Origin of the sequence: Symbioplanes lichenis, from assembly GCF_030709675.1 — a bacterium.
GTDB classification, from domain to species: domain Bacteria; phylum Actinomycetota; class Actinomycetes; order Mycobacteriales; family Micromonosporaceae; genus Actinoplanes; species Actinoplanes lichenis.
Genome location: NZ_JAUZQD010000024.1, coordinates 1 through 14,194, shown reverse-complemented (window position 1 = coordinate 14,194; position 14,194 = coordinate 1). Strand labels below are relative to the sequence as shown.

Annotated in this window: 12 protein-coding genes and 1 pseudogene; 11 read left to right on the top strand and 2 right to left on the bottom strand. The window is 71.4% G+C overall.

Annotation, left to right across the window (positions count from 1 at the left end):
* Positions 1-41 precede the first annotated feature (41 nt).
* The 7 genes from RAN62_RS38585 to RAN62_RS38555 all read left to right on the top strand — a co-directional run bounded on the left by RAN62_RS38585 (position 42) and on the right by RAN62_RS38555 (position 6,840).
* Complete coding sequence (locus tag RAN62_RS38585; protein WP_305789894.1) at positions 42-1,268, top strand: ABC transporter substrate-binding protein; 1,227 nt, start codon at positions 42-44, stop codon at positions 1,266-1,268.
* Between the two features lie 14 nt (positions 1,269-1,282).
* On the top strand, positions 1,283-2,236 hold the full coding sequence (locus RAN62_RS38580) for a carbohydrate ABC transporter permease (protein ID WP_305789836.1): 954 nt from the start codon (positions 1,283-1,285) through the stop codon (positions 2,234-2,236).
* Entirely contained in the window at positions 2,236-3,072 is an 837-nt protein-coding gene (locus RAN62_RS38575) for a carbohydrate ABC transporter permease (protein WP_305789835.1), read from the top strand. Before RAN62_RS38580 ends, RAN62_RS38575 begins: the two co-directional genes overlap by 1 nt.
* Before the next feature lie 6 nt (positions 3,073-3,078).
* The gene (locus RAN62_RS38570; RefSeq protein WP_305789834.1) at positions 3,079-3,744 is read left to right on the top strand and encodes a hypothetical protein; all 666 of its coding nucleotides are present in this window, start codon (positions 3,079-3,081) and stop codon (positions 3,742-3,744) included.
* Between the two features lie 62 nt (positions 3,745-3,806).
* Positions 3,807-4,445 carry a GntR family transcriptional regulator gene (locus tag RAN62_RS38565; RefSeq protein ID WP_305789833.1) on the top strand — a complete coding sequence of 213 codons (639 nt, stop codon included), beginning with the start codon at positions 3,807-3,809 and terminating at the stop codon, positions 4,443-4,445.
* The gene (locus tag RAN62_RS38560; protein WP_305789832.1) at positions 4,432-5,445 is read left to right on the top strand and encodes a 1-aminocyclopropane-1-carboxylate deaminase; all 1,014 of its coding nucleotides are present in this window, start codon (positions 4,432-4,434) and stop codon (positions 5,443-5,445) included. Before RAN62_RS38565 ends, RAN62_RS38560 begins: the two co-directional genes overlap by 14 nt.
* A gap of 51 nt (positions 5,446-5,496) precedes the next feature.
* A complete protein-coding gene (locus RAN62_RS38555) occupies positions 5,497-6,840 on the top strand; it encodes a DUF4832 domain-containing protein (protein ID WP_305789831.1) in 1,344 nt (447 codons plus the stop codon).
* On the opposite strand, the gene RAN62_RS38550 is transcribed toward RAN62_RS38555, so the two are convergent.
* Positions 6,811-7,350, bottom strand: a complete 540-nt coding sequence (locus tag RAN62_RS38550; protein WP_305789830.1) for a hypothetical protein — start codon at positions 7,348-7,350, stop codon at positions 6,811-6,813. The two genes, RAN62_RS38555 and RAN62_RS38550, sit on opposite strands and share 30 nt — an antisense overlap.
* 146 nt (positions 7,351-7,496) lie before the next feature.
* Here RAN62_RS38550 and RAN62_RS38545 point away from each other — a divergent pair.
* Positions 7,497-7,727 (top strand): annotated as a pseudogene (locus RAN62_RS38545) (STAS domain-containing protein); the annotation flags it as partial.
* 57 nt (positions 7,728-7,784) lie between these two features.
* On the opposite strand, the gene RAN62_RS38540 reads toward RAN62_RS38545, so the two are convergent.
* Entirely contained in the window at positions 7,785-8,948 is a 1,164-nt protein-coding gene (locus tag RAN62_RS38540; protein WP_305789829.1) for a PucR family transcriptional regulator, read from the bottom strand.
* A 75-nt stretch (positions 8,949-9,023) separates the two neighbouring features.
* Here RAN62_RS38540 and RAN62_RS38535 point away from each other — a divergent pair, with 75 nt between their 5' ends.
* From RAN62_RS38535 to RAN62_RS38525, 3 genes are all read left to right on the top strand, one after another.
* On the top strand, positions 9,024-9,944 hold the full coding sequence (locus tag RAN62_RS38535) for a proline dehydrogenase family protein (protein WP_305789828.1): 921 nt from the start codon (positions 9,024-9,026) through the stop codon (positions 9,942-9,944).
* 10 nt (positions 9,945-9,954) lie between these two features.
* The gene (pruA, locus tag RAN62_RS38530; RefSeq protein WP_305789827.1) at positions 9,955-11,574 is read left to right on the top strand and encodes an L-glutamate gamma-semialdehyde dehydrogenase; all 1,620 of its coding nucleotides are present in this window, start codon (positions 9,955-9,957) and stop codon (positions 11,572-11,574) included.
* A 343-nt stretch (positions 11,575-11,917) separates the two neighbouring features.
* Positions 11,918-14,194: DNRLRE domain-containing protein (locus tag RAN62_RS38525; RefSeq protein ID WP_305789826.1), on the top strand; the 2,277-nt coding region annotated here is incomplete at its 3' end.

Genomic DNA, 14,194 nt, shown 5'->3' with positions numbered 1-14,194 from the left:
GGCGCCGCCTGCTCGCCGCCGCGCTGACCGTACCTCTGCTGATGGGCGCCGCCGCGTGCGGTGGCGACGACGACTCCGGTGACGGCCAGGTCGAGCTGTCGATCTTCTGGTGGGGCGCCGAGAACCGCGCCCAGCTCACCGAGAAGGCGCTCGACCTCTACCACCAGAAGCACCCGGACGTGACCTTCAAGAAGACCTGGCAGGCCAACCAGGGCTACTTCGACAAGCTCGCGACGCTCACCGCCGGCGGCAACCCGCCGGACATCTTCCAGATCGACGACAACTACATCGCCGAGTACGCGACCCGCAACGTGACCCTGGACCTGACGCCCTACCAGCAGAGCGGCAAGGTGGACACGTCGAAGTTCCCCGAGGGCCTGTGGAAGTACGGGGTGGTAGACGGCAAGCTCGCCGGCCTGTCCTTCGGGGAGAACACCCAGGGGCTGGTCTACAACAAGACGCTGCTCGCGAAGCACAAGCTGCCGGAGCCCACGATCGGGATGAGCTGGGACGACCTGATCAGCTGGGCCGCCAACGTCAGCAAGGTCACCAAGGTTCCGGGCACCCAGGACCCCAGCGCCACGTACCAGGCGTTCTGGGTGTGGATCCGGCAGCAGGGCAAGGACCTCTACAACGGCAAGGAGCTGGGGTTCACCGAGCAGGACGTGACCGCCTGGTTCGACCTGTGGAAGAAGGCCCGCGAGCAGGGCGCCACCCCGACCCCCGACGTCATCCACGAGGGCAACGTCACCGACATCAGCAAGCAGCTCGTCGTCACCGGCAAGGCCGCCACCAGCTGGGTGTGGGCCAACCAGATGCCGGAGCTGAAGAAGAACACCGAGGACGAGCTCGGCGTGGTCTCCTACCCGGGCGACCCGAGCGCGCAGTGGGCCCGCGCCTCCATGTACTTCTCGGTCTTCCGCGGCAGCAAGCACAAGGAAGCGGCCGTCGACGTCGTCAACTTCCTGGCCAATGACCCGGAGGCCGGCAAGATCCTGGGCACCGACCGCGGGCTGCCGTCCAACCTCGACATCCGCAAGGAGGTCGCCGCGACGACGACCGACCCGGCGATGAAGGCGTCGATCGCCGTCGAGGACCAGCTCGTGCCGAAGTTCGGCCCGGCGCCGGCCGTCCCGCTGCCCGGCCACAGCAAGGTCAAGACCGAGCTGGTCAAGGCCGCGGAGGAGGTCCAGTACGGGCGCCAGACGCCGGCCGCCGCCGCGGCCGCCTACGTCGCCGCCGCCAAGGCCGCGATCGGGCAGGGCTGACGCACGTGGCCGTCATGAGTCCGGCACCACCCCGGAGGCCTGCCACCCACCGGCAGGCCCCGGGCCTGGCCCGCCGCCGCGAGAACCTGCCCGGCTACCTGTTCCTCAGCCCGTGGCTGCTCGGCCTCGCGGTGATCACGGCGATCCCGATGCTGCTGTCGCTCTACCTCAGCTTCACGAACTACGACGTGCTCACCCCGCTGTCCGAGGCGGAGTGGGTGGGCTGGGACAACTACCGGCGGATGTTCACCGACGACCCGTCGTACTGGCACTCGGTGCGCGTCACCGTCACGTTCGCGCTGGTGGCCGTACCGTTGAAGCTGGCCGCGGCCCTCGGGGTGGCGCTGCTGCTCAACAAGGTCTTCCGCGGGGTCGGGCTCTTCCGCGGGCTGTTCTATCTGCCGTCGCTGCTGGGCGGCAGTGTGGCCCTGGCGATCGTCTGGGTCAGCATGTTCAACCGCGACGGCGCCTTCAACTCGCTGCTGAGCATCGTCGGCATCGAGGGCGCGCCCTGGGTCAACGACCCGAAATGGGCGCTGGAAACGCTCATGCTGCTCGCGATCTGGCAGTTCGGCGCGCCGATGATCATTTTCCTGGCCGGCCTCAAACAGGTCCCCACGGAACTCTACGAGGCGGCGTCGGTCGACGGCGCCGGCGCGTGGCGGCAATTCGTGCACATCACGCTGCCGATGCTGTCCCCGGTCATCTTCTTCAACCTGGTGCTGGAGACCATCAACGGCTTCCAGGGATTCACGTCCGCCTTCGTCATCAGCAACGGTGAGGGCGGCCCGGTCGACTCCACGCTCATGTACACGCTGAATCTCTACATCAACGGCTTCGTCCGCCTCGACATGGGTTACGCGTCCGCGATGGCGTGGGTCTTCCTGCTCGCCATCGGGCTCATCACGGTCGTGCTCTTCCGCACCGGCCGCTTCTGGGTCCACTATTCCGACAGCGAGGGCCGCTGATGCTTGTCCGTCGCCGGTTGCGCGTTCTCGTACTGCTGCTCATCGTCGTCGTGGTGCTCTATCCGCTCATCTGGATGGTCGGCACGTCGTTCAAGTCGCCGCAGGAGATCGCCAGCAACATCGGGCTGGTGCCCGAGACGTTCACGCCGTCGAACTTCACCAACGGATGGAACAACTTCGACGTCAGCTTCGGGCGCTTCTTCCTCAACAGCGCCCTGGTGTCGATCCTGACGGTGGCCGGCAACGTGATCAGTTGCCTGCTCGCCGCGTACGCGCTGGGCCGCTTGCGTTTCCGCCTGCGCGGCCTGTGGTTCGCGGTCATGATCGGGACGCTCCTGCTGCCCGGGCACGTGCTGATCATCCCGCAGTACATCCTCTTCCGGACGCTCGGCTGGGTGGGCGGCGACTTCCCGTATCTGCCGCTGCTCGTGCCGCAGTTCCTGGCGACCGAGGCGTTCTTCGTCTTCCTCATGGTGCAGTTCATGCGCGGCATCCCGCGCGAACTGGACGAGGCGGCGACCATCGACGGCGCCAATCCGTACAAGATCTTTCAGCACGTCATCCTGCCGCTCAGCCGCCCGGCGCTCGTGACCACGGCGATCTTCTCGTTCATCTGGACCTGGAACGACTTCTTCCGCCAGCTGGTCTATCTGTCCGAGCTGAACGACTACACCGCCCCGGTCGCGCTGACGCTCTTCATCGACTCCACGAGCGAGTCGGCGGTGGGACCCATGTTCGCCATGTCGTTGTTGTCGCTCGTCCCGGTGTTCCTGTTCTTCGTCGCCTTCCAGCGACTGCTCGTCGAAGGCATCAACACCAGCGGACTGAAGGGGTGAATCGCTGTGCGTCGTGACTGGCGTGAATCCGCTCGTACGGCCGCCGATCTCGCAGTTCTGGGCTTTCTCGTCACGGGGGCGGCGCTGCCGGTGGTCACGGCGGGCGCGGCCGTCGCCACCGGCAGCGCGGCGATCCGCCACCACCTCGACCACGACGCCTGGCCGTCGCCGCGCGCGCTGGGCGCGACCTTCGCGCGCGCACTGCTGCCCGGTCTGGGCTGGTCGGTCGCGCTGGTCGCGGCGGTCGCGCTGATCACGATTGACTTCCTGGCCGTACGCGCGGGAGCGGCGCCCGGTGGCCCCGTGGCTCTCGCCGCGCTGCTCGTGGTGGCCCTCGGCGTGGCCGGTCTCGCGGGCCTGCTCGCGGTGACCGCCTCGCCGCCGGCGGCCTGGCGCCTCGCCCGCCCGGGTCCCCTCCTCGCGTCTGCCGGGGTGGTCGGACTAGCGGCGCTGCTGGCCGTGCTCGTGCACCCGGGCCTGATCCCCGTGCTGGCCGGCTACGCGCTGTTCGCCCTGCACGTGGTGGCCCGGCGCGCCGGGCCACCACCCCCGCGTCAGGCCGAGACCACGGGTCCGCGCACATTCGCCGGGCGGCCCGGCGCCTTCGTGGGCCGGCCCCGCCCCAAGCTCCGGCCGCTGCCCGAACCGCCGGCCTCGCCCGCCACCCGATAGCGCGGCACCCTCCACCGGCGCTGGTCTTTCGCTGCCGGTCGTTGTCATCTAACATTTCAGTGGTGGAGCGAGTCGGGCGGAGCTTGTTGCGGGACGCGGCGTATCAGCGGCTGCGGGCCGCCATCGTCGACGGCAGCCTGGCGCCCGGGGTGGCGCTGCGGCCCGACGATCTCGCGGACAGCCTCGGGCTCTCCAAGGCGCCGGTGCGCGACGCGATCAGCAGGCTCACCGCGGAGGGGCTCGTCGAGAGCAAGCCGCAGAGCTACACGCGCGTGACGCCGCTGGTGGAGAAGGACGTCGCCGACGCGGCGGCCGTGGTCGGGGCGATGCACGACCTGGCGCTGCGGTCGGTCACGCTCACCGCGGGGCAGCTCGACCGCATGCGTACGGCCGGGGCCCGCTTCGCCGCCGCGGTGCGCGGAGGCGACCTCGACGCCGCGCTCGACGCCGACGACGAGCTGCACGCCGTGCCCGTTCTCGCCGGGGGCAACGCCGCCGCCGCGCTGACCATCGAGCGTTTCACCCCGCTGATCCGCCGGGCCGAACGGTTGCTGTGGGCATCGCCGCACGGCGAGCGCTCGGTGCGGCAGCACGACGAGCTCATCGAGGCGCTCACCAGCGGCGACACCGCCCGGGCGGTCGCCGTCAACCGCGTGATCTGGGGCCACATCCACCAGGGGGACCACCATGGCACTGACTGACTTCGAGCGTTACCCGCTGCTGCTCGGGCCCTCGCCCGTACACAAGCTGGACAGGCTGACCCGGCACCTGGCCGGCGCCGAGCTGTGGGCCAAGCGGGAGGACGTCAACTCCGGCATCGCCTTCGGCGGCAACAAGACGCGCAAGCTCGAATATCTCGTGGCCGACGCGCTGGCGCAGGGCTGCGACACGCTGGTGTCCATCGGCGGCGTGCAGTCCAACCACACGCGGCAGGTCGCCGCCGTCGCGGCGTACGCGGGGCTGAAGTGCGTGCTCGTGCAGGAGAGCTGGGTCGACTGGCCGGACAGCGTCTACGACAAGGTCGGCAACATCCTCATCAGCCGGCTCGCCGGGGCGGACGTGCGGCTGGTCAAGGCCGGCTTCGGCATCGGCTTCAAGGAGAGCTGGGACCTCGCGCTGGCCGAGGTCGAGGCGGCGGGCAGCAAGCCGTACGCGATCCCGGCCGGCGCCTCCGACCACCGCCTGGGCGGCCTGGGCTTCGCGGGCTGGGCGGCCGAGGTCGCCGAGCAGGAGGCGTCGCTGGGCGTGTTCTTCGACACGATCGTCGTCTGCTCGGTCACCGGCAGCACCCAGGCGGGCATGATCGCGGGCTTCGCGGCCCTCGGCGACGACCGGCCCCGCCGGGTGCTGGGCATCGACGGCTCGGCCAAGCCCGTGGAGACCCGCGACCAGGTCGCCCGCATCGCCCGGGCCACGGCCGCGCTCATCGGCGTCGAGCGGGAGCTGACCGAGGAGGAGATCATCCTCGACGACCGGTACCACGCGGGCACGTACGGGATCCCGGACGAGGCCACTCTGGACGCCATGAAGCTGGGCGCGCGTACCGAGGGCATGGTCACGGACCCGGTCTACGAGGGCAAGAGCCTGGCCGCGCTGATCGACCTCGTGTCCTGCCGCGAGATCGAGCCCTCGTCCACCGTCCTCTATGCCCACCTCGGTGGACAGCCGGCACTGAACGGCTACTCGGCACTGTTCTCCTGACGCCGGCCGCATGTCTTGACGGAATTACCACGGAGACCATAAATATAGAGCGTGATCGCTGCCCTTCTCGCCGGCGTGCTCGCCGCCACGATGCTCGGTGCCGTTCCGGCGGCTCCGGCCGCCGAGCGTGTCGTCTACACGCCGGACACGGCCGACATCGCCAACCCCGACCGGGGGCTCTACCACCACACCGGCGACTGCGACGCGACGACGTTCGACCCCGCCGTGCTGCGCGCCTACCGGACCGAGGAGCACATCTCGCTGGTGATGTGCGTCTTCTACCTCCGGGGGTTCCAGGACGCGCCGATCAGCGCGGCGGCGCTGCGCCATCTTGAGGATCAGGCCGCCGCGGTACGGGCGGCCGGGCTCAAGATGGTGCTCCGGTTCGCCTACACCGACGACCCCGCCGGGGACGACGCCCCCGTGGAACGCGTGCTGTCGCACATCGGGCAGCTGACGCCGTACCTGCGGGAGAACGCCGACGTCATCCACGTGATGCAGGCGGGGTTCGTCGGGGCGTGGGGCGAGTGGTACTACACCCAGCACTTCGGCAACGAGGGCGTCGTCTCCGCCACCGACCAGGCGAACCGGCGCCGGGTCGTCGACCGGCTGCTGCAGGCGCTGCCCGCGTCACGCCAGGTGCAGCTGCGCACGCCCGGCTACAAGCGCACCTTGTACGGGACGGAGCCGGTCGGAGCCGGCGCCGCGTACACGGATACGCCGCAGGCGCGGGTCGGGCACCACAACGACTGCTTCCTCGCCCCGTACGAGGACTACGGCACTTACGTGGATCCGGCGGTCGAGTATCCGTACCTCCGGGCGGAGACCTTGTATGTCGCCATGGGCGGCGAGACGTGTGTCACGAACCCGCCACGCAGCGACTGCCCGACGGCCCTGGAGGAGCTGAGCGGCTTCCACTGGACGTTCCTCAACACCGACTATCAGCCGGACGTGCTCCGCGGCTGGGCGGCCGGCGGCTGCCTGGACACCGTGCGGCGCTCGCTGGGATACCGTCTCCGGCTCACCGAGAGCACGGTGTCGGTGCGGGCGCGGGAGCTGACCGTACGGCTGGGAGTGCGCAACGACGGCTGGGCGGCGCCGATCAATCCCCGGGGCGCCGAGCTCGTGCTGCGCGACGGCGCCCGGGTGCACCGGGTCCCGATCCCGTCCGACCCGCGGCGCTGGGCGGGCGACGTGAGCTTCACGGTGCCGACGGCCGGGATCCCCTCCGGGCGCTATCAGCTGCTGCTCAACCTGCCCGACGCGAGCCCGGCCCTGCGGAACCGGCCCGAGTACTCGATCCGGCTCGCCACCGTGGACACCTGGGAACCGGCCACGGGATTCAACGACCTGCACCAGACGGTGTCAGTGACCGATGGCCACCTTCACCAGTGAGACGCCGGCGGCCGCGGCGGCCAGCAGCACGCCCGCGAGCAGGGTACGTGCGGACGGGCGCCCCGATCGGAGCCGCTCGACCAGCAGCCCGATCAGCGCCATGCGCAGCAGCAGGTAGACCTCGGACGTGACGATCGCCGCTCGCTCGGGCAGCCAGTGCCAGGCCCCGGCCAGGAGCAGCGCCGCGGGGATCAGCCCCGAGGTGAGCACCGGCCACGAGTCGCGCAGCTCGTGCCCGAGATCCGCGCGGGTCAGGGGCAGCTCCGAGCGGACGTTGTGCCCGACGATGTCGGCGAACACGTGCGCGAGGTAGGTCGACGCGGCGACCCCGAGCACGAGCAGCGTGGCGTGGGCGTGATGCAGATCGTCCGGGGTCAGCGGCACGGTGGTGGCGAAGACGATGATGTTGCCGTACACGTACGCGGCTATCCGGGCCGCCGCCTGATCGCGCGGCAGCCCCGGATCGGCCCGGTAGCGGACGATCCGGTCGCGCAGCCTTCGATCTTGCATGCCGCCACGCTACCGTCGCCCGGTCTACTACGGGTGCGGTACACCGATGCCTACGGCGGGATGATGCGGGGGCGCGTCTCGCGGGGCAGGGTGGAGCGGTGACCATCCTGGCAACCGTTCCGGCCGTGCTCCCGTGGCAGGGTGACCGGGCCGCCCTGACCGCCGCCGCCGAGGCCGGGCCGCACGTCGTCGTCGACCTCGCCGCCGTGCCGGGCCTCGACCACGACAGCCTCGCCCTGCTCGTCCGCGCCCGGCAGGACCTGCGCCGGCGCGGCGGCCACCTGTGCCTGGCCGCCCCCTCGCGCCTGGTCCTCACCGTGCTGCACACGATGCGGCTGGAGGCGGCGTTCCCGACCTTCGCCACGCCCGCCGCCGCCCTGGAGTGGCTCGCGGGCGACCCGGCGGACGAGACCCCTGTGCCGTTGTGGCTCGGCTCAGGGATCGAGGTCGGCCAGGGTTAACACCAGGTGCAGGGTCAGGCGATCGGTGCCGTCCTCCAGGTCGTAGCCGGTCAGGGCCGTGACGCGGCGCAGCCGGTGGTAGAGCGTCTGGCGGTGGACGGCCAGGGCGGCGGCCGTGCGCTGGGCGTTCCCGGCCAGGTCCAGATAGGTACGCGCGGTGCGCACCAGCTCCGGGTCGCCGTCGAGCAGGCGCCGGGCGCGGTCGTCGCCGAGCGTGGCGGCCAGGGCGGCGGGCTCGGCCAGGGCCAGCAGACGCAGGGCGCCCAGGCCGGACCACGACTGCACGCTCGTGCCGCCCGGAGCCGCCCGCAACGCCAGGCGCAGCGCCGCGCCGGCCTGCCGCCACGCGGTGTGACCGTCGGTGGGCTCGACGGTGCCGGAGACGCCCGCCGCCACGCCGCCGTGGTGCTCGGCGAGCAGTGACCGGGCCGCCTGCTCGGCGATGGCCGCGGGGTCGGGGGTGCCCGCCGGGAGGACCAGGGCGCTGCGCTGGCCGATCGGGGTGCTGAGCACGCCGCGGGGGAGCAGCCAGGTGTTGACCGGGCCGACCGGTCCGGCGTCGAGGCGGGCCAGGGCGACCAGCACGATGCCGTCGCGGGCCGGGATCAGACCGTCGCGGCGCAGGTCCTCGGCGGCCCGGGCCCGGGCGCCGGCGTCGGGGGCGAGGAGGTCGGCGACGGCCAGGGAGGTGCGGTCGCTGGCCCGGGCGCGGCGGGCCATCGAGACGGCGAGCTGGTCGACGATGCCGGCGAGGGCGCGCACGGCGGCGACGGGCACGGACTCGTCCGGGTCGAGGAGCCACAGATAGCCGTACGCGACGCCGCGCCAGCGGACCGGGACGCACCAGCGCGCGTAGAGGCCGGGGATGGCGTCGGCCGGGATGCGCAGCGGCTCCTCGGCGGCGGCGATGCCGAAGGCGGCGAACTGGCGCTGCACGTCGGGGCTGGAACGGCGGCGCAGGATCGAGCGGCGGCGGACCTCGTCGAGCACCTCCTCGTGGCCGGAGGAGGCGACCAGGTGCAGCTCGCGGTCCTCGAGCGTGGTCGGGGCGCCGGTGCGGGCGGCCACGGTGTCGACCAGGTCCTGCAGCTGCGCCGGGTCGCCCTCGATCATCATCCAAATGTACAACAGCGTCATCAGATCAGATGACATTTGTCTCTGGTGCGGGCCGCGTGATCTTTCTAGCGTTCGAGGGGGAAGAGGGAGGCCATCATGTTCGGACGGCTGGTGCTGGCAGTGGCCGGCAACACCGCGGTGCGGTCCACGGTCACGCGCACGCCGCTGGCGCGCCCGGTGGTGTCCCGGTTCGTCGCCGGGGAGCGGTCGGCCGACGCGCTGGCCGCCGTCCGCGAGCTGCACGGCGCGGGGCTGCGCGTCACGCTCGACCACCTGGGCGAGGACATCACCGACTTCGCGACGGCCGAGCGCACCGTGGTGGCGTACAAAGAAATCGTCACCCGGCTCGCGGCCGACGGCCTGGCCGCGGGCAACGAGATCTCCGTCAAGCTGTCGGCCCTGGGCCAGTCGCTGGGCGCTGACGGGCCGGAGCGCGCCACCGCCTTCGCGCTGGAGCTGGCCGGGCACGCCTATGCCCACGGCGTCGACGTCACGCTCGACATGGAGGACCACACCACCGTCGACCACACGCTCGAGACGCTGCGCACGCTGCGCAAGGACTTCCCGCGTACGGGCTGTGTGCTGCAGGCCATGCTGCACCGCACCGAGGGCGACGCGCGTGACCTCGCCGTCCCGGGATCCCGGGTGCGCATCGTGAAGGGCGCCTACGCCGAGCCGTCGACGGTCGCCCACTCGGCCAAGAGCGACGTCGACCGCGCCTATGTGCGGATCCTGCGCATCCTCGGCGAGTCCGAGGCCTACCCGATGGTCGCCACGCACGACCCGCGGATCATCGACATCGCCGAGCGGCTGCTCACCCCGCTCGGGTCGGACGCCGAGTTCCAGATGCTCTACGGCATCCGCGCCGCCGAGCAGCGCCGGCTGGCCGACGCGGGACACACCGTGCGCGTCTACGTGCCCTACGGCACCGACTGGTACGGCTACTTCTCCCGGCGGCTCGCCGAGCGCCCCGCCAACCTCGCCTTCTTCCTCCGTTCCCTCGCCACCACGTCCTGAAAGGCCCGCCGTGACCATCCAGGTGCCCCCGGCTCGCAACGAGCCCGTCCTCAACTACGCGCCCGGTTCCGCGGAGCGGGCCGAGCTGGAGAAGCGCCTCGCCGAGATCGCCGGCGAGCGCCACGAGCTGACCGCCACCATCGGCGGCGCCCAGCGCAGGCCCAGCGGCGACGCGTTCGACGTCGTCGTGCCCCACCGGCACGCCCACGTGCTCGGCACCTCGGCCCACTCGACCCGGGCCGACGCCGCGGCCGCCGTGCACGCCGCGAAGAGTGCGGCCGCCGACTGGGCCGCCCTGTCCTTCGAGGACCGGGCCGCGGTCTTCCTCAAGGCCGCCGACCTGCTCGCCGGCCCGTGGCGCCAGACCCTCAACGCGTCCACCATGCTGGGCCAGAGCAAGACGTCCTACCAGGCCGAGATCGACGCCGCGTGCGAGCTCATCGACTTCTGGCGCTACAACGTCCAGTTCGCCACCGAGATCCACGCCGAGCAGCCCGTCTCCGGCCCCGGCATGTGGAACCGCCTCGACCACCGCCCGCTCGAGGGCTTCGTCTACGCGGTGACGCCGTTCAACTTCACGTCGATCGGCGCCAACCTGCCCACCGCCCCGGCGCTCATGGGCAACACGGTCATCTGGAAGCCGGCGCCGACCCAGCAGCTCTCCGCGCACTTCACCATGCGCCTGCTCGAGGCGGCCGGCCTGCCCGCCGGCGTCATCAACATGCTGCCCGGCGACGGCCTCGCCGTGTCCGACGTCGTGCTGGCCGACCCCGACCTGGCCGGCATCCACTTCACCGGCTCGACCAAGGTCTTCCAGCACCTGTGGCAGACGGTCGGCACCAACATCGCCTCCTACCGCAGCTACCCGCGGCTGGTCGGCGAGACCGGCGGCAAGGACTTCATCGTCGCCCACCCGTCGGCCGACCCCGCCGTGCTGCGGACCGCGATGATCCGCGGCGCCTTCGAGTACCAGGGCCAGAAGTGCTCGGCGGCCTCCCGGGCCTACGTGCCGCGCAGCGTCTGGAACGTCATCAAGGACGACCTGATCGCCCTCACCGACGGGCTGCCCATGGGCGACCCCGCCGACTTCGGCAACTTCCTGAGCGCCGTCATCGACCGCCGCTCCTACGACCGGCTGGCCGGCGTCCTCGACCGCGCCCACCGCGACGACTCGCTGACGGTCATCGCGGGCGGCACGGCCGACGACAGCGAGGGCTACTTCGTCCGCCCCACGATCATCGAGGGCACGGATCCCACGCACGACGTCTTCACGACCGAGTTCTTCGGCCCGGTCCTCGCCGTCCACGTCTACGACGACGCCCAGTACGAGACCGTCCTGCACCAGATGGAGTCCGCGGCGCCCTACGCCCTGACCGGCGCGATCATCGCCCAGGACCGCGCCGCCATCGCCCAGGCCCAGCACTTCCTGCGCCACGCGGCCGGCAACTTCTACATCAACGACAAGCCCACCGGTGCCGTGGTCGGCCAGCAGCCCTTCGGCGGCGGCCGCGCCTCCGGCACCAACGACAAGGCCGGAGCGGCCAGCAACCTGCGCCGCTGGACCAGCCCGCGGGCCGTCAAGGAGACCTTCGTCCCCGCGACGGACCACCGCTACCCGCACATGGGCTGACCCGCGCCGGGGCCCCTCCCGCACGACGGGAGGGGCCCCGCCGCGTTCGTGCGGGCGAGTTTTGTCGGACCCCTTGGCTACGGTGGCGGAGCTGAAGGGGGCGAGACGTCGTGGGCATGGTGCTGCTCCTCATCTCCTGAGGGCCGGCACCCGCGGCCGGTTCTAACGGGCTCACATGAACAGCGGGCCAACTCGGCCCGGTTACCGAGCTGTTACAAGTAACACATGCCGATCTCTCGATCTAGGGGTTGCGCGCTGTGTCGGTGAGGTGACATCTTTGCCCGGCGCCGCGGCACCGAAGCCTGTCTATGCCGGGCGCGCAGCCTCACGGGGGAAACTTCACATGCGACACGGCGGCCTTCGGCGTGCCCGGAACTCGGCGCTGACCAGAACCTTCCACCTCGGACTCGCGGCCGGCGCCGTGATCCTGCTGACCGCGGGCACCGCTCAGGGCGGCACGACAGCCGTCCAGCTCAACCCGCGCCCACCGGCGGCGAAGCAGCACGCCCCGAAGCCCGCGCCCGAGCAGCGCTGGGGCGACGCGTCCGGGCTGGACCCGGTGGCCGGTGGCGGCAAGAAGAACACCTGGAACCCGCCGTCGCTGCGGTCGAAGTACCCGCTGCGCAAGGCGGCGCAGGCCCCGGCCAACGTCGCCGAGGTCAAGCCGGCCCCGGCCGCGAAGCACACCGGCTTCCGCTCCGGGACCAGCAAGGAGCTGCCGGCCGAGCGCCGTGCCCACGAGCGTACGTACGCCAACGCCGACGGCACCGAGACCACGCAGTTCTCCGCCACGCCGCTCAACTACCGGAAGGCCGACGGCACCTGGGCGCCGGTCGACTCCACGTGGCGGGCCGATCCGGCCGGTGGCTGGCAGCGGGCGGCCGACGCCGTGCCGGTGCGGCTGGCGAAGACCGCGGACGCCGGCGAGTTCGTCCGGGTGACGCTGCCCGGCGGGGGAGTGCTCGCCTACGGCGCCGAGGGCGCGGCCCCGGTCGAGGCGACCGTCAGCGGGGACACCGCCAGCTACCGGCAGGTGTGGCCGGGTGTGGACGTCGAACTGCAGGCGCAGGCCGGCGGGGTCAAGGAGACACTGGTTCTCGGCTCGGCCCAGGCCCCGGAGACGTACGTCTTCCCGCTGCGCCTGACCGGCTTGACGGCCGTGCTCGACAAGGGCGCCGTGCTGCTGCGCAACGCCGAGGGCGCCACGGTCGGCACGATCCCGGCCGGGTACATGGTGGACGCCAAGTCGCAGATCTCGCACGCGGTGACGTACACCCTGGGGAAGGACGGCTCGCTCCGGGTGACCGTCGATCGGGGCTGGCTCACCGACCCGGCGCGGGCCTTCCCGGTGCGCGTGGACCCGCCGGTCATGGCCAACGGCGCCGCCACCGAGAGCCTGGTCGTGTCGGGCGACAGCTCGCGCGGCGGCGGCGACACGCTCGAGGTCGGCAGGAAGGGCACGGTGAGCTCGGCCTCGTACGTCCGGTTCCCGGGCCTGGTGTCCCGCCTGGCGCACGAGACGATCTTTAACGCGCAGCTGAGCATCGTCGGCTACGACGCGCCGTCCTGCAAGCCGCGCCCGGTCACCGTGCATCCCGTGACCGGCTCGTGGTCGAAGGACACCAAGACGTCGTATCCCGGGCCGGCGGTGGGCGCCGCGATCGCGTCGAACTCGTTCGCGCAGGGCTATGTCTCCAACGGCCAGTCGACGTCGTCGTGCCCGGTCACCGGCACCGTGATCGACCTGGGCGCCAAGGGCCGCGACCTCGTGCAGGGCTGGGTCGACGGCAAGGCGGACAACGGCATCTCGCTGCGGGCGCCGGTCACCGACACGGGCGCTTGGAAGACCATCGCCGGCCCGGGCTCGGCCAACCCGCCGACCCTGTACGTGACCCACACCCCGTACAACGCGAAGTACTCGATCCCGAACCCCACGCCCAAGCCGGCCGTGCTGCAGAACCAGGCCGGCAAGGTGAAGGTGACCGTCACCAACAAGAGCGCGATGGACTGGCCGGCGAGCGGCTACCGGCTCGTCTACCGGCTCTACAACGCGTCGACCAACGCGAAGATCGGCCAGTACGTCGCCGGCTCGCTGAGCAGCACGCTGGCCCGCGGCGCGACCACGTCGATCGAGGCCACGATCAAGGCGCTGCCGATCGGCGACTATTTGATCGACTTCAGCATGGCGACCAGCGGCGGCAAGGTCTTCACGGACGAGAACGTGCCGCCGGCCCGAATCGGGCTGAGCGTGCGCAACATCGACCCGACGCTGCAGGACGCCTACCCGCCGAACGGCTACCAGTCACCGACCCTGACGCCGCAGCTGTGGGCGCAGGCGGTCGACCTGGACGCCCCGCCGAAGCAGACGCTGCAGTACAAGTTCGAGTACTGCGCCACCACGGCGACCGGCGACCCGACCGGCTGTACGACGACGGCGTACCAGGCCAAGCAGGCGTACACGGTCCCCGCGGGCAAGCTGAAGTGGAGCACGCCGTACGTCTGGCGGGCCTTCGTCAAGGACAACACCAGCGAGGTCTCGACCGACCGCTCGACGCTGATCACCGCGATCCCGCAGCCGGAGATCACCTCGCGGGTCGCCAACGCGCCCTACGGCACCTCG